Annotated in this window: 17 protein-coding genes; 12 read left to right on the forward strand and 5 right to left on the reverse strand. The window is 65.6% G+C overall.

Going from position 1 to position 19,267, the window contains the following annotated elements; genetic code table 11:
* Together AC3FKH_RS20510 and AC3FKH_RS20515 are read left to right on the forward strand one after the other, a co-directional pair.
* Positions 1–627: a DUF47 domain-containing protein gene (locus tag AC3FKH_RS20510; RefSeq protein ID WP_011298163.1), complete on the forward strand. Its 627-nt coding sequence runs from the start codon at positions 1–3 to the stop codon at positions 625–627.
* Between the two features lie 11 nt (positions 628–638).
* Positions 639–1,646 carry an inorganic phosphate transporter gene (locus AC3FKH_RS20515; protein ID WP_488677634.1) on the forward strand — a complete coding sequence of 336 codons (1,008 nt, stop codon included), beginning with the start codon at positions 639–641 and terminating at the stop codon, positions 1,644–1,646.
* A 69-nt stretch (positions 1,647–1,715) separates the two neighbouring features.
* On the opposite strand, the gene AC3FKH_RS20520 is transcribed toward AC3FKH_RS20515, so the two are convergent.
* The 5 genes from AC3FKH_RS20520 to AC3FKH_RS20540 all read right to left on the reverse strand — a co-directional run bounded on the left by AC3FKH_RS20520 (position 1,716) and on the right by AC3FKH_RS20540 (position 6,161).
* Positions 1,716–2,408: a C40 family peptidase gene (locus tag AC3FKH_RS20520; protein WP_488677635.1), complete on the reverse strand. Its 693-nt coding sequence runs from the start codon at positions 2,406–2,408 to the stop codon at positions 1,716–1,718.
* A gap of 43 nt (positions 2,409–2,451) precedes the next feature.
* Complete coding sequence (locus tag AC3FKH_RS20525) at positions 2,452–2,931, reverse strand: hypothetical protein (protein ID WP_488677636.1); 480 nt, start codon at positions 2,929–2,931, stop codon at positions 2,452–2,454.
* Positions 2,932–3,043: 112 nt separating this feature from the next.
* On the reverse strand, positions 3,044–4,747 hold the full coding sequence (locus AC3FKH_RS20530; RefSeq protein ID WP_488677637.1) for a PhoH family protein: 1,704 nt from the start codon (positions 4,745–4,747) through the stop codon (positions 3,044–3,046).
* Positions 4,748–5,136: 389 nt separating this feature from the next.
* Positions 5,137–5,604, reverse strand: a complete 468-nt coding sequence (locus tag AC3FKH_RS20535; protein ID WP_483729652.1) for a peroxiredoxin — start codon at positions 5,602–5,604, stop codon at positions 5,137–5,139.
* Positions 5,605–5,765: 161 nt separating this feature from the next.
* Positions 5,766–6,161, reverse strand: a complete 396-nt coding sequence (locus AC3FKH_RS20540) for an Mth938-like domain-containing protein (protein ID WP_488677639.1) — start codon at positions 6,159–6,161, stop codon at positions 5,766–5,768.
* A gap of 274 nt (positions 6,162–6,435) precedes the next feature.
* On the opposite strand from AC3FKH_RS20540, the gene AC3FKH_RS20545 reads away from it, so the two are divergent.
* The 10 genes from AC3FKH_RS20545 to clpB all read left to right on the forward strand — a co-directional run bounded on the left by AC3FKH_RS20545 (position 6,436) and on the right by clpB (position 19,233).
* Positions 6,436–7,719 carry a pyridoxal phosphate-dependent aminotransferase gene (locus AC3FKH_RS20545; protein WP_488677640.1) on the forward strand — a complete coding sequence of 428 codons (1,284 nt, stop codon included), beginning with the start codon at positions 6,436–6,438 and terminating at the stop codon, positions 7,717–7,719.
* A gap of 49 nt (positions 7,720–7,768) precedes the next feature.
* A complete protein-coding gene (locus AC3FKH_RS20550; protein ID WP_488677642.1) occupies positions 7,769–9,079 on the forward strand; it encodes a homoserine dehydrogenase in 1,311 nt (436 codons plus the stop codon).
* Between the two features lie 21 nt (positions 9,080–9,100).
* Positions 9,101–10,549 carry a threonine synthase gene (thrC, locus tag AC3FKH_RS20555; protein ID WP_488677644.1) on the forward strand — a complete coding sequence of 483 codons (1,449 nt, stop codon included), beginning with the start codon at positions 9,101–9,103 and terminating at the stop codon, positions 10,547–10,549.
* Between the two features lie 179 nt (positions 10,550–10,728).
* Positions 10,729–11,970, forward strand: coding sequence for a molybdopterin molybdotransferase MoeA (locus tag AC3FKH_RS20560; protein WP_488677645.1), 1,242 nt, complete (start codon positions 10,729–10,731; stop codon positions 11,968–11,970).
* A 30-nt stretch (positions 11,971–12,000) separates the two neighbouring features.
* On the forward strand, positions 12,001–12,258 hold the full coding sequence (moaD, locus tag AC3FKH_RS20565; RefSeq protein ID WP_488677646.1) for a molybdopterin converting factor subunit 1: 258 nt from the start codon (positions 12,001–12,003) through the stop codon (positions 12,256–12,258).
* A 1-nt stretch (position 12,259) separates the two neighbouring features.
* Positions 12,260–12,760 carry a molybdopterin synthase catalytic subunit MoaE gene (gene moaE / locus AC3FKH_RS20570; RefSeq protein ID WP_483729646.1) on the forward strand — a complete coding sequence of 167 codons (501 nt, stop codon included), beginning with the start codon at positions 12,260–12,262 and terminating at the stop codon, positions 12,758–12,760.
* Positions 12,760–13,140, forward strand: coding sequence for a fluoride efflux transporter CrcB (gene crcB, locus AC3FKH_RS20575; protein ID WP_488677647.1), 381 nt, complete (start codon positions 12,760–12,762; stop codon positions 13,138–13,140). The genes moaE and crcB overlap by 1 nt, the downstream gene beginning before the upstream one ends.
* Before the next feature lie 202 nt (positions 13,141–13,342).
* The gene (locus AC3FKH_RS20580; protein ID WP_488677648.1) at positions 13,343–13,963 is read left to right on the forward strand and encodes a TetR/AcrR family transcriptional regulator; all 621 of its coding nucleotides are present in this window, start codon (positions 13,343–13,345) and stop codon (positions 13,961–13,963) included.
* 266 nt (positions 13,964–14,229) lie between these two features.
* Positions 14,230–16,353 carry a D-(-)-3-hydroxybutyrate oligomer hydrolase gene (locus tag AC3FKH_RS20585; protein WP_488677649.1) on the forward strand — a complete coding sequence of 708 codons (2,124 nt, stop codon included), beginning with the start codon at positions 14,230–14,232 and terminating at the stop codon, positions 16,351–16,353.
* Between the two features lie 291 nt (positions 16,354–16,644).
* On the forward strand, positions 16,645–19,233 hold the full coding sequence (clpB, locus tag AC3FKH_RS20590; RefSeq protein WP_488677650.1) for an ATP-dependent chaperone ClpB: 2,589 nt from the start codon (positions 16,645–16,647) through the stop codon (positions 19,231–19,233).
* The last annotated feature ends 34 nt before the right edge of the window (positions 19,234–19,267 follow it).

A 19,267-nucleotide genomic window follows, 5' to 3' on the forward strand; every position in this document is an offset into this window, starting at 1 on the left:
ATGTTCGGCCGATTCATGCCCACAGAGGGCAAGTTCTTCGAATACTTCAACCAGCATGCCGACTGCGCGGTGACCGCCGCCCACGAACTGCAGACCCTGGTCAATGACTTGCCCAATGCCGAGGCGCATGCCCGCCGGGTCCAGGCGACCGAAAAGAAGGCCGACCGGATCACGCACGACACCATCGACCTGCTGCACAAGACCTTCATCACGCCGCTGGACCGCGACGAGATCCACAAGCTCATCACGACCATGGACGACATCCTGGACCTGATGGAAGACGTGGCCGAGACCATCTCGCTGTACGACGTGACCAGCCTGACCGACGAGGCGCTGCGCCTGGCGGCCATCTGCGTGCAGTGCTGCGACCAGGTCAAGATCGCGGTCGGCCTGCTCGAGGACATGGGCAATGCCAGCACCATCCTGAAGACGGCCCAGCAGATCGACCAGCTCGAATCGGAAGCCGACCGCGTGATGCGCTCGGCCATGTCCAAGCTGTTCCGCGACGAGACCGATGTCAAGCGCCTGATCAAGCTGAAGGCCATTTACGAGCAGCTCGAAACGATTACCGACAAGTGCGAGGACGTGGCCAACATCATTGAAGGCATCGTCCTGGAAAACGCCTGAGCGGAATCGGCATGCATACCATTCAAATGAGCCTGTGGGTGATCGGCCTGCTGGTGGCGCTCGCGCTGCTGTTCGACTTCATGAACGGCTTCCACGACGCGGCGAACTCGATCGCCACGGTGGTCTCCACGGGCGTGCTCAAGCCTCACCACGCGGTGGCCATGGCAGCGATGTGCAACGTCGTCGCGATCTTCATCTTCCACCTGAAGGTGGCAGCCACCGTGGGTACCGGCACCGTAGACGTCAATATCGTTGACCACTACGTGATATTCGGTGCGCTGGTCGGGGCCATCGCCTGGAATGCGATCACGTGGTACTACGGCATTCCGTCGTCGTCCTCGCATGCACTCATCGGCGGCCTGGTCGGCGCAGCGGTGGCCAAGGCGGGCACCGGCGCGCTGGTGGGCAACGGCTTGCTGAAAACGGTGGCGTTCATCGTGATCTCGCCGCTGCTGGGCCTGATCCTGGGTTCGCTGATGATGGTGATCGTGGGCTGGACGTTCTTTCGCACGCCCCCGTCGCGCGTGGACCGCTGGTTCCGCCGGCTGCAGCTGGCATCGGCCTCGCTCTACAGCCTGGGCCACGGCGGTAATGATGCGCAGAAGACCATCGGCATCATCTGGATGCTGCTGATCGCGAGCGGCCATGTCGCCGCTGGCGGCGAGCCTCCGATCTGGGTGATCGTAAGCTGCTATGTGGCCATCGGCATGGGTACGCTGTTCGGCGGCTGGCGCATTGTGCGCACCATGGGCCAGAAGATCACCAAGCTGAAGCCGGTCGGCGGCTTCTGTGCCGAGACCGGTGGCGCGATTACGCTGTTCATCGCGTCGGCCCTGGGCGTGCCGGTATCGACCACGCACACCATCACTGGTGCCATCGTCGGTGTGGGCTCCGCGCGGAAGATGTCGGCGGTGCGCTGGGGCGTGGCCGGCAATATCGTCTGGGCGTGGGTGCTGACGATTCCCGCTTCCGCGTTCATGTCCGCGATTGCGTGGTGGATCGGCCGCCATATCCTGTAAGACGCGGCGGTTCCTCCGGTCATGACAAAGAGCCAGGCAAGTGCCTGGCTCTTTGTCATGCAGGGCGTCCTATTTGTTGGCGAAGGCGGCGATCGGGTCGTCGTCGACCGGAGGCGCGGATTCAGGCGGCATTGCTGGCGTCGCCGGCGTCGGTATGGGAGCCGGTACCGGGCTCGCTGCCGGGGCCGGCAGGGGCTGGTTGACCGCCGCCACCACGCGTCGCGCGCCGTTGTACCGGGATGCCCAGTAAGACTTGCCCATGTCCTCCAGGCGCACGGTGCCGCCGGTGGACGGCGCGTGCACGAAGCGGTTCTGGCCGACGTAGATGCCGACATGGGAGTTGGCGCGGCCCGTGGTATTGAAGAAGACCAGGTCGCCCGATGCGACCTCGCTGCGGTCCAGTGCCGACCCGCGCGTACCCATGGCTTCGGTGGTGCGCGGCAGGTTGACGTTGGCGGCGCGTCCGACCACATACCGCACCAGGCCGCTGCAATCGAAGCCGCTGTCCGGCGTATTGCCGCCATAGCGGTAAGGCGTGCCGACCAGCGACATGGCCTGGATGGAGATTTCTTCGAGCCCGGCGCTCGGGTCGATCATCGGCTTGCCCGGCGCGCGGGGCAGATTGGCATGGCGGGACGGCGTGCCGGCGCAGGCCGCCAGCAGCAGGGCGGCGGCACAAACCAGCGGCAGCCGCGCCGCGGTGGGAACCGCGGGCAGGCGCAGCCGGATGGCGCAAAGGGCAAGGGATCGGCGCGAAGGCATCCTGTCTGGGTCGGTCGCCAGCCCCGACCCCGGGATCTTTTCGCTACCAGCGCAACTGAGCGTCGCGGCTTCCGGTGCCGATCCTGATGGTCTTGGTCTGGCCCTTGTAACTGGCCTCGATATTGTAGCTGCCTTCTGGCGCACGTATGAGGCAGCGTGGGCCGGCGGCACGGAAGGCCGCAACCTCCTGCTCGTCGCGCAACAGCCGCACGGCGACGTCCGAGAGGAACTCCCCGTTGCTGCCCTGCGTGAACAGGATACCCATGTTGAAGTTCTTTTCGAGGCCGGCCAGCGCCGCGCGTTCGTCGTCGGCAACGCCGCCGCAGACATAGCTCACCGGGCCCATGGTGCGGATCACCATCGGGTCGGCCGCGTGCGCTGGCCGCCAGGCGGCGGCCAGCGCCATGCCCGCCGCGGTCAGTGCGACGAGCGCCAGCATGCGCTTGCGGTCCCATCGGGGACACACGGCGCGCGTGCATAGCGCGGTGGGGCGATGCTGGCCTGGCGATTGCTGATGACTCATCGACGCCTCCTGTCGAGCGATCTCATCGCGAACAAAAAAAGCGCCCGCGGCACGGGCCGGGGCGCGGATTCTGGCCGCCGGCCTCGCCGCGAGGGCAGCCCGGCGGGACGCCTTACAGTACGTCGCCGGCGTGGTCGGCCAGGCGCGAGCGCTCGCCGCGCGCCAGGGTGATATGGCCGCTGTGGCTCCAGCCCTTGAAGCGGTCCACCACGTAGGTCAGGCCCGACGAACCTTCGGTCAGGTACGGCGTATCGATCTGCGCGATATTGCCCAGGCAGATGATCTTGGTACCCGGGCCCGCGCGCGTGACCAGTGTCTTCATCTGCTTCGGCGTCAGGTTCTGCGCTTCATCGATGATGACGAACTTGTTGACGAAGGTGCGGCCGCGCATGAAGTTCATGCTCTTGACCTTGATGCGCGAGCGGATCAGCTCCTGCGTTGCCGCGCGGCCCCACTCGCCCGCGCTGTCATCGCTCTTCTGCAGGACTTCGAGGTTGTCGTCGAACGCGCCCATCCACGGCTGCATCTTCTCTTCCTCGGTACCGGGCAGGAAGCCGATGTCCTCGCCGACCGGCACGGTCGCGCGGGTGACGATGATCTCGTTGTACAGCTTCTGGTCCAGCACCTGCTCCAGGCCCGCCGCCAGCGCCAGCAGCGTCTTGCCGGTACCAGCCTGGCCGAGCAGCGTGACGAAGTCGATGTCCGGGTTCATCAGCAGGTTGAGCGCAAAGTTCTGCTCGCGGTTGCGGGCGGTCACGCTCCACACGTTGTTCTTGTGGTGCGTATAGTCCTTGAGCGTCTGCAGCAGCGCGGTCTTGCCGTTGATCTCCTTGACCTGCGCGTAGAGCGGCAGGCTGCCATCCACGGGTTCGAGATAGACGAACTGGTTGACCAGGAAAGAGGGCACCAGCGGACCGGTCAGGCGATAGAACATCGCGCCCGTCTTCGGGTCCTGCCAGCTCTCGACGCCCTTGCCGTGCTTGGCCCAGAAGTCGCTGGGCAGTTGCATCACGCCGGCGTAGAGCAGGTCCTTGTCTTCCAGGACCTGGTCGTTGTAGTAGTCCTCGGCAGGCAGGCCCAGCGCACGCGCCTTGATGCGCATGTTGATGTCTTTCGACACCAGCACGACCTGGCGCTCGGGGTACTGCTGCTGCAGCGCGCTGACCACGCCCAGGATCTGGTTGTCGGCCTTGCCCTGCGGCAGGCCTTCGGGCAGCTTGATGTCGTTGAGCCGGGTCTGGAAGAACAGCTTGCCCTGCGCGTCGCGGTTGCCGAGCTTGGCCAGCGGCAGGCCCTCGTCGAGCACGCCGCCGGTGTCGCTGACCAGCGAATCGAGCGTGCGGCTGACCGTGCGCGCGTTGCGCGCGACTTCGCTCATGCCCTTCTTGTGGTTGTCCAGTTCCTCGAGCGTCATCATGGGCAGATAGACGTCGTGCTCTTCGAAGCGGAACAGGGAACTCGGGTCGTGCATCAGCACGTTGGTGTCGAGCACGAACAGCTTGCTCGGGCCTTCCGACTTGCGTGCGCGGCGCGTCGGGCCGGCCGCGGGTTTGACCAGGCTGACCGGGGCCGTGGCGACCGGCGTTTCCGGCAAGGTTGGCGTGGGGGTCGAGCGGGCGCGGGTACCGGCGGCAGCGCGCGCCTTGACGGCAGGCGCGCCGGTTTCACCGGTTTCCAGCAATGCCACGCGCTCGAGTGCCGGCACAGGTTTCTTCTCTTGTGCGACGGCTTTGGCCTTGGGCACCGCGGAGACCGGAGCGAACTCGCTCGGATCCAGCAATTGGGCAGGCTTGGCGGGCATGGTGGGCAGCGGCATGCTTGGCTTTCCTTTCAGGGGGACAAGAGGGGGGCGGAACTATCCGTGCGGCATTTCGCAAGGAAAATGCCAGCAGCCACCGGAGCATGCACGCGCGAGGCACCCGGGGCATCGGATAAACAAAAAAGCCGCCATCCCTGCAATACAGGTTTGGCGGCTTGCATGCGGACCTGCGACACGGCAGATCCGCCACCGGCCTGCGGCGCGAACCGCCTGGGCCAGGAAGTCGAATCAGCGTGGCATCCGGAATCTGAACTCATTACGAGCCAATGTATCCGAAGGTTTTGGGTTTGGCAATTGCCACTCACGCGGAGAAAGTGCGGTGTCGCGGCGATGCCAAACGGGCCCGTCTCGCCACCTCGTTGGGCGGTGGCCATGCGCATGGCGTGTCAGAGGCCGCGAACGATCTCCAGCACCTCGTCCACGTGGTTGGGCACCTTGATGCCGCGCAGCTCGTGGCGCAGGATGCCCTTGCTGTCGACGATAAAAGTACTGCGCTCGACGCCGCGGTGTTCCTTGCCATAAAGCTTTTTCATTTTCATGACATCGAAAAGATTGCAGACCGCCTCGTCCGGGTCCGAAATCAGTTCGAACGGCAGCTCGAGCTTCGCCTTGAAGTTCTCGTGCGAGCGCAGGCTGTCGCGCGAGATGCCGAATACGGCCACGCCGGCCTTGACGAAGTCGTCGTGCTGGTCGCGGAAGTTCATGGCTTCGGTGGTGCAGCCGGGGGTGTTGTCCTTCGGGTAGAAGTACAGCACCACTGTCTTGCCGCGATGTTCGGACAAGCGGAAGGTGCCGCCATCGCCGGTGACCGGCGCGCTGAAGTCGGGTACGGCCTTGTTGAGACTGACTGTCATTGTTATGGCTCCAGGGGAGGGGCAGTATCGGAGAGGCTGCGAGGGTCCGGACGAAGGCCGCGCGGGTAGCGCGCCTGCGTCACGAGGGGAGCAGATTGGGGCGCGCGCCCGAACTTCAAGCGTGGCGCCTTCTCAACTTTTCCAGTCCGGCCAACGACGGCTCAGCTGCCTGCGGCTTCGGCTTCGGGTTCGAGCAGCAGCACGGCGGCCACCTTGCGGCCTTCGGCCATCAGGATATTGTAGGTGCGGCATGCGGCCTGCATGTCCATGGCATCCACCCCGACATGCCTGCGGGCCAGGGAGGCCGTCAGCCGCGGGTGCGGGAAGCGCAGGCGCGAACCCGTTCCCAGCAGCACAACCTCGGGCTCCAGTGCCGCCAGCGCCTCGAAGTGAGCGGGTTCGAGGTCTTCGAAGCGGTCCACCGGCCACGGACGGATCTCGCCCTCCGGAAGCACCAGGATCGAATGCGTGTGACGTATCAGGTTGATTTCAATGTAGTCCGGCCCATAGGCGGTGACGGTATTGAGCGCCTGCGGCTGGTCGGCGTGAAGTTTCAATTGGGGGCCCCGGAGGCTGTCTGGCCGGCGCCGTGGCGTTCCGCCCCGGGGCGGATGGCCGGCAGCGCGGGCAGGCAGCGGGTTGGCGGCAGTGATGCAGGCGCCGGCGGCGGCGGATTTCGCCGGGGGCCGGGGCACGCTGCAATGCAAGAATTGCTGCCGAAGTCTGTCATAATCCGATAAATTATAGCTTTTGCCTCCGTGTCTGCCACGTTCACGGCACGACAGCATTGCACCGCAACGGACGGCGCACCCAAACTCCATCCGGATTCCCATGTTCGCTGCCGCCGACGCGGCAGTTTTCGCCTCCGCCGACATCGCCGTGAAACCCATCCAGAAATCCAACAAACTCAATAACGTTTGCTACGACATCCGCGGCCCGGTCCTGGAAAAGGCCAAGCAGATGGAGGAAGAGGGGCACAAGATCATCAAGCTGAATATCGGCAACCTGGCCGTATTCGGTTTCGATGCGCCGGAGGAAATCCAGCAGGACATGATGCGCAACCTGCCGAATTCGGCGGGGTACTCGGATTCGAAGGGCATTTTCGCCGCGCGCAAGGCGATCATGCACTACACCCAGCAGAAGAATATCCAGGGCGTCGGCCTGGAAGACATCTACGTGGGCAACGGCGCCTCGGAGCTGATCGTCATGGCGGTCAACGCGCTGCTCAACAGCGGCGACGAGGTCCTGGTGCCGGCACCGGACTACCCGCTGTGGACCGCCGCGGTGAGCCTGTCGGGCGGTACGCCGGTCCACTATATCTGCGACGAGTCCAACGAGTGGATGCCTGACCCGGACGATATCCGCGCCCGCATCACGCCCCACACCAAGGGCATCGTCATCATCAACCCGAACAACCCGACCGGCGCGCTGTACTCGGACGAACTGCTGCTGGAGATCGTCGCGATCGCGCGCGAGCATGGGCTGATCATCTTCGCCGACGAGATCTACGACAAGGTCCTGTACGACGGCAACGTCCATACCTCGATCGCCTCGCTGTCGACCGACGTGCTGACGGTGACGTTCAACGGCCTGTCCAAGAACTACCGCTCGTGCGGCTACCGGGCCGGCTGGATGGTGGTGTCGGGTGACAAGCGCCCGGCGCTGGACTATATCGAGGGCCTGAACATGCTGTCCTCGATGCGCCTGTGCGCCAACGTGCCGGGGCAGTGGGCCATCCAGACCGCGCTGGGCGGCTACCAGAGCATCAACGACCTGGTCGCCGAAGGCGGCCGCCTGCGCCGCCAGCGCGACCTGGCGTACGAGCTGATCACGGCGATTCCCGGCGTCAGCTGCGTCAAGCCCAAGGCCGCGCTGTACCTGTTCCCGAAGCTGGACCTGTCGATGTACCCGGTGCAGGACGACCAGGAGTTCATCTATGAACTGCTGCAGGAGTCCAAGGTGCTGCTGGTGCAGGGCTCCGGCTTCAACTGGGACAAGCCGGACCATTTCCGGATCGTATTCCTGCCGCACGAGGAAGACCTGCGCGAGGCGATCAACCGCATCGCGCGCTTCCTGGAGGCGTACCGAAAACGCCACGGCAAGGTGGCTGCCTGAACGGGCGGCCGCTGCAACTTATCCTTAGCAACCTAGAGTCAGATTGTCCATGAACCCCATCAAAGTTGGCCTGCTCGGCATCGGTACCGTCGGTAGCGGCACGTTCAACGTGCTTAAGCGCAACCAGGAAGAAATTCGCCGCCGCGCCGGCCGCGGCATCGAGATCGCCCTGGTGGCAGATCTCAACACCGAGCGCGCACGCGAGCTGACCAATGGCGAAGTCGAGATCGTCAACGACGCCAACGTGGTGGTGACCCGCCCGGACATCGACATCGTGGTGGAGCTGATCGGCGGCTATGGCATCGCGCGCGAGCTGGTGCTCAAGGCCATCGAGAACGGCAAGCACGTGGTCACCGCCAACAAGGCGCTGCTGGCGGTGCACGGCAACGAGATCTTCGAAGCCGCGCGCCGCAAGGGCGTGATCGTCGCGTTCGAAGCGGCCGTGGCCGGCGGCATCCCCATCATCAAGGCGTTGCGCGAAGGCCTGACCGCCAACCGCATCCAGTGGATTGCCGGCATCATCAACGGCACCACCAACTTCATCCTGTCCGAGATGCGCGACAAGGGCCTGGATTTCGACACGGTCCTGAAGGAAGCGCAGCAGCTCGGCTATGCCGAGGCTGACCCGACCTTCGACATCGAAGGCGTCGACGCCGCGCACAAGGTCACGCTGATGAGCGCGATCGCCTTCGGCATGCCGGTGCAGTTCGACAAGGCCCACGTGGAAGGCATCACCAAGCTGGCCGCGACCGACATCAAGTACGCCGAGGAACTGGGCTACCGCATCAAGCTGCTGGGCATCACGCGCCGCCGCGACGATGGCGTGGAACTGCGCGTGCATCCGACGCTGGTGCCGGCCTCGCGCCTGATCGCCAACGTGGAAGGCGCCATGAATGCCGTGCTGGTGCAGGGCGACGCCGTGGGCGCCACGCTGTACTACGGCAAGGGCGCCGGCGCCGAGCCGACCGCTTCGGCCGTGATCGCCGACCTGGTCGACGTGACCCGCCTGCACACTGCCGATCCGGGCCACCGCGTGCCGCACCTGGCGTTCCAGCCGGACGAGCTGTCGAACGTGCCGGTGCTGCCGATCGAGGAAATCAACAGCGCCTACTACCTGCGCATGCGCGTGGCGGATGAGACCGGCGTGCTGGCCGAGATCACGCGCATCCTGGCCGAGGCGGGCATCTCGATCGACGCCATGTTGCAGAAGGAATCGCGCGAGGGCGAGCCGCAGACCGACATCATCATCCTGACGCACGTGACCCGCGAGAAGCAGGTCAATACCGCCATCGCCAAGATCGAGTCGCTGCCGACCGTGCTGTCGGCGGTCACGCGCCTGCGCATGGAAGAACTGAACTGAGCGGCAGGATATTCCGGACCCATGAGATACCAGTCGACCCGCGGCCATGAAGTGCCGCAAACGTTCTCCGAAATCCTGCTGGGCGGCCTGGCGCCGGACGGCGGCCTGTACCTGCCCGTGCAGTATCCGCAGGTCACCGCCGACGAGCTGGAAGCCTGGCGCAAGCTCTCGTATGCCGATCTTGCGTTCGAGATCCTGAGCAAGTTCTGCGATGACATCCCGGCCGAGGACCTGCGCGCGCTGACGCGCAAGACCTACACCGCCGAGGTGTACCGCAACGCCCGCGCCGGCGACAACACCGCCGACATCACGCCGCTGCGCACGCTCGGCGAAGAAGGCGGCACCAAGCTGCAACTGCTGGGCCTGTCCAACGGCCCGACGCTGGCCTTCAAGGACATGGCCATGCAGCTGCTGGGCAATATGTTCGAGTACGCGCTGGGCCGCGCCGGGCTGGAGCTGAACATCCTCGGCGCTACCTCGGGCGATACCGGCAGCGCTGCCGAATACGCGATGCGCGGCAAGCGCGGCATCCGCGTGTTCATGCTGAGCCCGCACCGCAAGATGAGCGCGTTCCAGACCGCGCAGATGTTCAGCCTGCAGGACCCGAACATCTTCAACCTGGCGGTGGAAGGCGTGTTCGACGACTGCCAGGACATCGTCAAGGCGGTCTCGAACGATCTCGACTACAAGGCGCGCCAGCGCATCGGCACGGTCAACTCGATCAACTGGGCGCGTGTGGTGGCCCAGGTGGTGTACTACTTCAAGGGCTGGCTGCTCGCGACCTCGGGCCCGGGCCAGAAGGTGTCGTTCTGCGTGCCGTCCGGCAACTTCGGCAACGTCTGCGCCGGCCATATCGCGCGCATGATGGGCCTGCCGATCGACAAGCTGGTGGTGGCCACCAACGAGAACGACGTGCTAGACGAGTTCTTCCGCACCGGCGCCTACCGCGTGCGCAAGTCGGCCGAGACCTACCATACGTCGAGCCCGAGCATGGATATCTCGAAGGCGTCGAACTTCGAGCGCTTTATCTTCGACCTGCTCGGCCAGGACGCCGGCAAGCTGGCCGCGCTGTTCCGCGACGTGGACGAGAAGGGCGGCTTCGACCTGTCGGGTACGCCGGAATTCGAGCGCATCCGCGGCCAGTTCGGCTTTATCTCGGGCCGCAGCACGCACGACGATCGCGTGGCGACCATCCGTGACATGTCGGCGCGCTACGGCATTACCATCGATACCCATACCGCAGATGGCATCAAGGTGGCGCGCGAGCATCTCAGCGCCGGCGTGCCGATGGTGGTGCTGGAAACCGCGCTGCCGGCCAAGTTCGCGGACACCATCCGCGAGGCTCTGGGCCACGAGCCCGAGCGTCCGGCTGCCTTCGAAGGCATCGAGAAGCTGCCGCAGCGCTTCGAGGTGATGGCGAACGACGTCGGCCAGATCAAGGCCTTCATCGCCAGTCACACCGGCCTGTAAGCGCGGGCGCCTCCGGGTGGCTGCGGCGCCGCCGCATGCCTTGGCGGCGCCAACTCGCTACAATCAGGCTAGCCGTGGCCCAGACCCGGCCCCCGGATTGCCCGTACCAGCGGATAGACGCTGTGCGGCGCGATGCGCGGGCCGTTTTTCATGGGCGCTCCGAACCCACACATCCCATCATGACCCAAGCTGCAGCGTCTTCCCGCCCCCCGATGCTGACCATGGCCCAGGCGCTCGACGCCCTGCTGGCCGCCGCTCGTCCGCTGGCTCAGGTCGAAGCCGTCGACACCCTGGCCGCAAACGGCCGCGTGCTGTCTGCTCCGGTCACCAGTTCCCTGCAGGTGCCCCCCGCCGACAACACGTCGATGGACGGCTACGTGATGCGCGCCGCCGATGTGCCGGCCGCGGGCACGCGCCTGCCGGTGTCGCAGCGCATTCCGGCCGGCCATGTCGGCACCGAACTGGCGCCCGGCACCGCCGCGCGCATCTTCACCGGCGGGCTGATCCCGCCCGGCGCCGATGCCGTGGTGATGCAGGAGCAGTGCGTGGCGGATGGCAACGACGTGATCGTCAACCACGTGCCGCAATCGGGCGAATGGATCCGCAGGGCCGGCGAGGATATCGAGGCCGGCAGCGTGATCCTGCCTGCCGGCACGCGGCTTACGCCGCAGGCGCTGGGACTGGCCGCCTCGGTGGGCCAGGCACGCCTGGACGTGGTGCGGCGCGTGCGCGTCGCGGTGTTCTTCACCGGCGACGAACTGGCCATGCCGGGCGAACCGCTCAAGCCCGGGGCGATCTACAACTCGAACCGCTTCACGCTGCGTGGCCTGCTGGAAAACCTGGGCTGCGAAGTCAGCGACCTGGGCATCGTGCCGGACACGCTGGCCGCCACGCGCGAGACGCTGCGCAAGGCCGCACAGGGCCATGACCTGATCATTACGTCGGGCGGCGTCTCGGTCGGCGACGAAGACCACATCAAGCCCGCGGTGGAAGCCGAAGGGCGCCTCGACATGTGGCAGATCGCCATCAAGCCGGGCAAGCCGCTGGCGTTCGGGCAGGTCAGCAACGACGGCAGCGATCCCGCGTTTTTCCTGGGCCTGCCGGGCAACCCGGTATCGAGCTTCGTCACCTTCCTGCTGTTTGTGCGGCCGTTTATCCTGCGCCTGCAGGGCGTGGCCGACGTGGCGCCGCGGCGCCTGCCGCTGCGCGCGGATTTCGAGTTGAAGAAGGGCGACCGCCGCAACGAGTTCCTGCGTGCGCGCATCAATGCCAATGGCGGCCTGGACCTGTTCCCGAATCAAAGCTCGGGCGTGCTGACCTCCACGGTGTGGGGAGACGGCATGATCGACAACCCGCCCGACCGGGCGATCGCGCACGGCGATACCGTGCAGTTCATTCCGTTCGACGGCCTGCTGGCATAGCGGGCGGTGCGGACGGTGCAAGAAGTCGTGATGAACATCGAACTACGTTTTTTTGCCAGTGTGCGTGAACAACTCGGCGTTGCCGAAGAGCGCGCGGAAATCCCGGGCGACGTGCGCACGGTGGGCGAGTTGCGCCAGTGGCTGCGCACGCGCGGCGGGTCCTGGGCCGAGACCCTGGCCGACGGCCGCGCACTGCGCATGGCCGTCGACCACGCCGTGGCGCGCCCCGATACAGCGATTGCCGACGGCTGCGAAGTGGCCTTCTTCCCGCCGGTAACCGGAGGCTGATATGAGCGTCAGGGTACAGCGTGAAGATTTCGATCTCGGCGCAGAAGTCGCGGCGCTGCGGGCCGGCCGGCCCGGCGTTGGGGCGGTGGCAAGCTTCATCGGCACCGTGCGCGATGTGAGCGAGGGCAGCGCGGTCAGCGCGATGGAGCTTGAGCACTATCCGGGCATGACCGAAAAGGCCCTCGCGCAGATCGAGGCCGCCGCCTGCGCGCGCTGGGAACTGCTGGGCGTGACCATCATCCACCGCGTCGGGCCGCTGCTGCCGCTCGACCAGATCGTGATGGTGGCCGTGGCGTCCGCGCACCGCGGCAACGCATTCGCGGCATGCGAATTCATCATGGACTACCTCAAGTCCGAAGCACCGTTCTGGAAAAAGGAAGAGACGCCTGAAGGCGCGCGCTGGGTCGATGCCCGCGTGACCGACGAGGCGGCCCTGAAGCGTTGGGGGATCCCGTCCATCAACGCCAGCGGCGCAGAGGCCGGCAGCGACGGCGGCAACTGATGGGCCCGCTGGGGTTCGTGGCGGTCGGCATTGGCGCGGCGATCGGCGCATGGCTGCGCTGGGGGTTCTCGGTCATCTGGAACGCCCTCAATCCCGCCTTGCCCTACGGCACCCTGGCCGCGAACCTGCTTGGCGGCTACCTGATCGGCGTGGCCGTCGGTTTCTTTGATTCCCATCCCGGGCTGCCGCCAGAATGGCGCCTGCTGGCCATTACGGGCTTCCTTGGCGGCCTGACCACGTTTTCCACGTTTTCCAGCGAGGCGCTGGCCAACCTGATGTCCGGCGACTACGGCTGGGCGCTGCTGCATGTGGCCAGCCATCTGGGTGGCTCGCTGCTGCTGGCCGGGCTGGGTTTGTGGACTTACCGCTTTTTGGCCTGACCGCGGGCGGACGCGGCGCGGGTGCCGCATGGTACGGGAAAGCCATGCATTGACATCGGCCGCCGGCCGTCTATACGATGAAACGTGAATCAGTCCTCATGTTTCGCGGTGCCGCACCGGGCAGAGGAGGCCGGACGGCGGGCAGGTCGCGGGACGCTGGTAACACACACAGAGGGCGCCCGAGCGCCACAGTGGAGACACGATGTCCCAGACCGAATCCGGCAGGACTGACTCCGGCATCTGCCCGCCCAAGACCGCGCGCGGGCAGAAGACCCGCGAATCCCTGCTGCGTGCCGCCGAAAAGGTGTTCGGCGAGAAAGGCTACTACGACGCATCGATTTCCGAGATCACGCAGGAAGCCAAGGTCGCCATGGGTACCTTCTACCTGTACTTCAAGGACAAGGAAGACATCTTCCGCGCGCTGGTCCACCACATGCTCGAGTTGTTGCGCACCCACCTGCGCAACCACGTGGCACCGGCCACCACCCAGCTGGACGCCGAACGGCTCGGCCTGAAGGCATTCCTCTCCTTTGTTTCCCGACACAAGAATCTCTACCGGATCGTGCTTGACTCGTATTCGGTGGACGAGACCATCTATAGCGGCTACTTCCAGGTCTTTGCGGACCTGTACAGCCGGCGCCTGAGCCGCGCGGCCGAGCAGGGCGAGGTGTGCCCGGGCGACGCCGAGGTGCGCGCCTGGTGCCTGATCGGCATCAGCAATTTCCTTGGCATGCGCTACGCACTGTGGAAGCGGCCGGCCTCGATGGACAAGGTGGTCGATGCCGCCTTCGACATGATCACGCACGGCTTGCAGGCGCGGTGAGGGCGGTTTTACCGTGGTCTTCCGCACAGTCTGCACAGTGCCGTCGGCCATATTCGCTACCATGACCGGTGTGTTGCTGGCAGCGGCGGCTTTGGCTCGGGTTGCAGTCACGCCCTGAACCGCGCCGCGCGCGCCGACCGGCAGGGTCGAACAACACAAGCTGCGCGCACGCTTCCCGGGTCCGGGAAGGCGGCGGGTGGCCCGGCAGTTTGCAGTTCGGAAGTCTTCTCGGCATGAGCGGATAGTCAGCAAACCAGGAGGGTCCCATGCAGCATCACAACTTTCATCGCCTCGGCAAGCTGGCGTTTGCTGCGGTCGCGGCATTGCTGGCCACGGCCTGTGGCGGCAGCGACAGCAACGACGGCAACACCAATCCCAATATCAAGCCGGCCAATATCGGCACGGTGACGATCAAGGCCTATGACGGCGTCACGGACGACCTGCTGACCGCCGGCCTTGGCAAGGATGGGCTGGCCAGCGCCACGGCGCCGGTGCCGGCCAGTCCGAACACGCCGACCGCGGCAGAGCTGCGCCGCTACGCGATCTACACTAATTACCGCGCGATCGTGGACACCACCGCCGGCGGTGGCTTCGGTACGTTCTACGGGCCCAATGTCGATGCGCAGGGCAATGTCACGACCGGGCAGGGCAGGATCGCCGGCGTCGAATACCTGGCCTTCTCCGACGACGGCAGCGGGCAGGAGAACGTGACGATGCTGGTGCAGATTCCGAACACGTTCAATCTGAGCAAGCCTTGCATGATTACCGCGACTTCGTCGGGTTCGCGTGGCGTGTATGGCGCGATTTCCGTGGGCGAGTGGGGCCTGAAGCGCGGCTGCGCGGTGGCGTACACCGACAAGGGCACCGGTGCCGCGCCGCACGACCTGGACACCGACACCGTGCCGCTGATCGACGGCACGCGCGCGGCGCGCAGCGCCGCCGGCAGCAACGCACAGTTCGCGGCCAGGCCGGGCATCCTGTCATTGGCCGATTTCACGACGCAGGCACCGCATCGCCTGGCGTTCAAGCATGCCCATTCGCAGCGCAACCCGGAGAAGGACTGGGGCAAGTTCACGTTGCAGGCCATCGATTTCGGCATCTGGGCGATCAATGACCGCTTTGGCCTGGTCGCCGGAAATGGCGTGCGCCAGCGGACCCTGGGCAAGAACGCGATCCTGGTGATCGCCTCCAGTGTCTCCAACGGGGGCGGGGCGGCGATCGCGGCGGCCGAGCAGGACGCCACCGGCATGATTGACGGCGTGGCCGTGGCCGAGCCCAACCTGAACCTGCCGTCAAATGCCAACATCCTGGTCAAGCGTGGCGGCAGGCAGGTCAATGCATCGGGCCGCTTGCTTTACGACTACATCACCACGGCCAACCTGCTGCAGCTATGCGCGTCGCAGGCGACCTCGCTGGTCAATGCGCCGGCGTTTGCGACCAATCAGTTCTACATCGCCCGGTGCCAGTCACTGGTCGATAACAACCTGATCTCAGGTACCACGGTAAGCGACCAGGCGGCAAGTGCACTGCAAACGCTGCACGATTCCGGGTGGGAACCGGAATCGGATGCGCTGCATCCGTCGCTGTCCCTCTTCGACACGGCGGCCTCGATTGCCGTGACCTATGCCAATTCGTACGCCCGGGCCAGCGTGACCGACCGGCTGTGCGGCTACAGCTTCGCCGCCACGCTGACCGACTTCAAGCCGGCGGCGATCGCGCCCGTGGCGCTGGCCTCGATGTTCTCGACCGGCAACGGCGTACCGCCGACCAGTACGGTGCAACTGATCAATGACCGCGACCTGCAGCATGGCCCGTTCCTGAATGGCCAGTCGGTGTCCGCCTCCAGCAACCGGCCCGATGCCAACTTCGACGGCGCCAAGTGCCTGCGCGACTTGCTGACGGGCACCGGTTCCCAGGCGCTGGCGCTGCAGTCGGGCCTGTCAGAGATACAGCGTTCGGGCAACCTGCGTGGCAAGCCGGCGCTGATCGTGCACGGCCGCAGCGATGGCCTGCTTCCCGTCAATCACACGTCGCGGCCGTATCTGGGATTCAACCGGCAGCAGGAAGGCGCGGCCAGCAAGCTCTCGTATATCGAGGTCGAGAACGCGCAGCATTTCGATGCGTTCATCGGGGCCGTGTCGGGGTACAGCAACCGCTACGTGCCTTTGCACCTGTACCTGATCCGCGCGCTGGATGCGGTCTTTGACAACCTCACGACCGGCAAGCCGTTGCCGCCGTCGCAAGTGGTGCGCACGATCCCCCGCGGTGGCGCCACCAATACCACCACCGCGCCGACGCTGCTGCCGGCCAATGTGCCGCCGATCTCGCCAAGTCCGGACGCCGGCAACCAGATCGCCGCCAGTACCGGCTCTGTACAGGTTCCGGATTGAGCCAATCCTCCGGGGGGCTCGCCGATCACTCGGCGAGCCGCAGACGGCCCAGGGGCGTATCCGTCGCCTGGGCCTGACCAAAGCTGGTCGGCCTGCGATCCATCTGGTGATGCAGAAGGCGAGGTGCGAGTCGCTCGCCATGCGTATCGCATCCTGCACTTTCGATCATGCCAAGATCGCGTCAGCGTGGTCTTGAAATGTCAAGCCAAAGCCTTATCTTTCGGAAAGACATACAGTGTCCGGCCAGGCGAGCTCCCTAGCATCAGGACACTCATTGAGAGAGGGAATCCTATGCGTCTTGACAAACTGACTACCCGGTTCCAGGAAGCGCTCGCTGATGCGCAAAGCCTGGCGCTGGCCAATGACAACCAATACATCGAACCGCAGCACCTGCTGCGCGCGCTGATTGCGCAGAACGACGGCGCCGCCAAGGCGCTGCTGCAACGTGCCGGCGTGAACGTGAGCGGCCTGCAGAGCGCGCTGGACGCTGCCATCAAGCGCCTGCCGCAAGTGCAGGGCACGAGCGAGGTCCAGGTGGGCCGCGACCTCGTCAACCTGCTCAACGCTGCCGAGAAGGAAGCCATCAAGCGTGGCGACCAGTTCATCGCCAGCGAACTGTTCCTGCTCGCCGTGTCGGAAGACAAGGGCGACGCGGGCCGCATTGCGCGCGAGAACGGGCTGAACCGCAAGCCGCTGGAGGCGGCTATCCAGGCCGTGCGTGGCGGCGATGCCGTCAACAGCGCCGACGCCGAAACGCAGCGCGAGGCACTCAAGAAGTACACCATCGACCTCACCGAGCGCGCCCGCATGGGCAAGCTCGACCCGGTGATCGGCCGTGACGACGAAATCCGCCGCGCGATCCAGATCCTGCAGCGCCGCACCAAGAACAATCCGGTGCTGATCGGCGAGCCGGGCGTCGGCAAGACCGCGATCGTCGAAGGCCTGGCGCAGCGCATCGTCAACGGCGAAGTGCCCGAGACCCTGAAGAACAAGCGCGTGCTCGTGCTCGACATGGCCGGCCTGCTGGCAGGCGCCAAGTACCGCGGCGAGTTCGAGGAGCGCCTGAAGGCGGTGCTGAACGACGTCGCCAAGGATGAGGGCCAGACCATCGTCTTCATCGACGAGATCCACACCATGGTCGGCGCGGGCAAGGCCGAAGGCGCGATCGACGCGGGCAATATGCTCAAGCCGGCGTTGGCGCGCGGCGAGCTGCACTGCATCGGCGCGACCACGCTGGACGAATACCGCAAGTACATCGAGAAGGACGCCGCGCTCGAGCGCCGCTTCCAGAAGGTGCTGGTGGACGAGCCGTCGGTGGAAGCGACCATCGCCATCCTGCGCGGGCTGCAGGAAAAGTATGAGCTGCACCACGGCGTGGAGGTCACCGACCCGGCCATCGTCGCCGCGGCGGAACTGTCTCACCGCTATATCACCGACCGCTTCCTGCCCGACAAGGCGATCGACCTGATCGACGAAGCCGGTGCGCGCATCAAGATGGAAATCGACTCCAAGCCGGAGTCGATGGACAAGCTCGAGCGCCGCACCATCCAGCTCAAGATCGAGCGCGAAGCGGTCAAGAAAGAGACCGACGAAGCCTCGCTCAAGCGCCTCGACCTGATCGAGCAGGAGATCACGCGCCTGGAGAAGGAGTACGCCGACCTCGACGAGATCTGGAAGGCCGAGAAGGGCGCCGCGCAGGGCACGGCCGCGCTGAAGGAAGAGATCGAGAAGGTCAAGCTGGACATCGCCAAGCTGCAGCGTGAAGGCAAGCTCGACAAGGTGGCCGAGCTGCAGTACGGCAAGCTGCCGGGCCTGGAAGGCAAGCTCAAGGCCGCGACCGACGCCGAGGCGAGCGAGCAGAAGCAGCCCAACAAGCTGCTGCGCACGCAGGTCGGCGCCGAGGAAATCGCCGAGGTGGTGAGCCGCGCGACCGGCATCCCGGTGTCGAAGATGATGCAGGGCGAGCGCGAGAAGCTACTGAAGATGGAGGACCGCCTGCACAACCGCGTGGTGGGCCAGGACGAAGCCGTGCGGCTGGTGTCCGATGCCATCCGCCGTTCGCGCGCGGGTTTGGCCGACGAGAACAAGCCCTATGGCTCGTTCCTGTTCCTGGGGCCGACCGGCGTCGGCAAGACGGAGCTGTGCAAGGCCCTGGCCGAGTTCCTGTTCGATTCGGAAGAGCACCTGATCCGCATCGACATGAGCGAGTTCATGGAGAAGCACAGCGTGAGCCGCCTGATCGGCGCGCCGCCGGGATACGTCGGCTACGAAGAAGGCGGTTACCTGACCGAGGCCGTGCGCCGCAAGCCGTACAGCGTGGTGCTGCTCGATGAAGTCGAGAAGGCCCACCCGGACGTCTTCAACGTGCTGCTGCAGGTGCTGGACGACGGCCGCCTGACCGACGGCCAGGGACGCACGGTGGACTTCAAGAACACGGTGATCGTGATGACGTCCAACCTCGGTTCGCAGATCATCCAGTCGATGGTGGGCGAGCCGCAGGAGGCGGTGAAGGGCGCCGTCTGGCAGGAAGTGCGCACGCATTTCCGGCCGGAGTTCCTGAACCGGATCGACGAGGTCGTGGTGTTCCATGCGCTCGACCAGAAGAATATCGAGTCGATCGCGCGCATCCAGCTGCAACGCCTGCAGGCCCGCCTGGCCCGCATGGACATGACGCTGGAGGTCAGCGAGGTCGCGCTGGAGAAGATCGCCAGCGCGGGGTACGACCCGGTGTTCGGGGCGCGTCCGCTCAAGCGGGCGATCCAGCAGCAGATCGAGAACCCGGTGGCGCGCGCGATCCTGGAAGGCAAGTTTGCCGCCAAGGACGTGGTGCCGGTGGACTACGAGGACGGCGAGTTCACGTTTGGTGGGGTCGTCCACTAAGCCGGCTGGCTGCATCGCCAAGGACCTCTTCGGA

Source organism: Cupriavidus sp. 21MJTG02-4 (genome assembly GCF_057798975.1).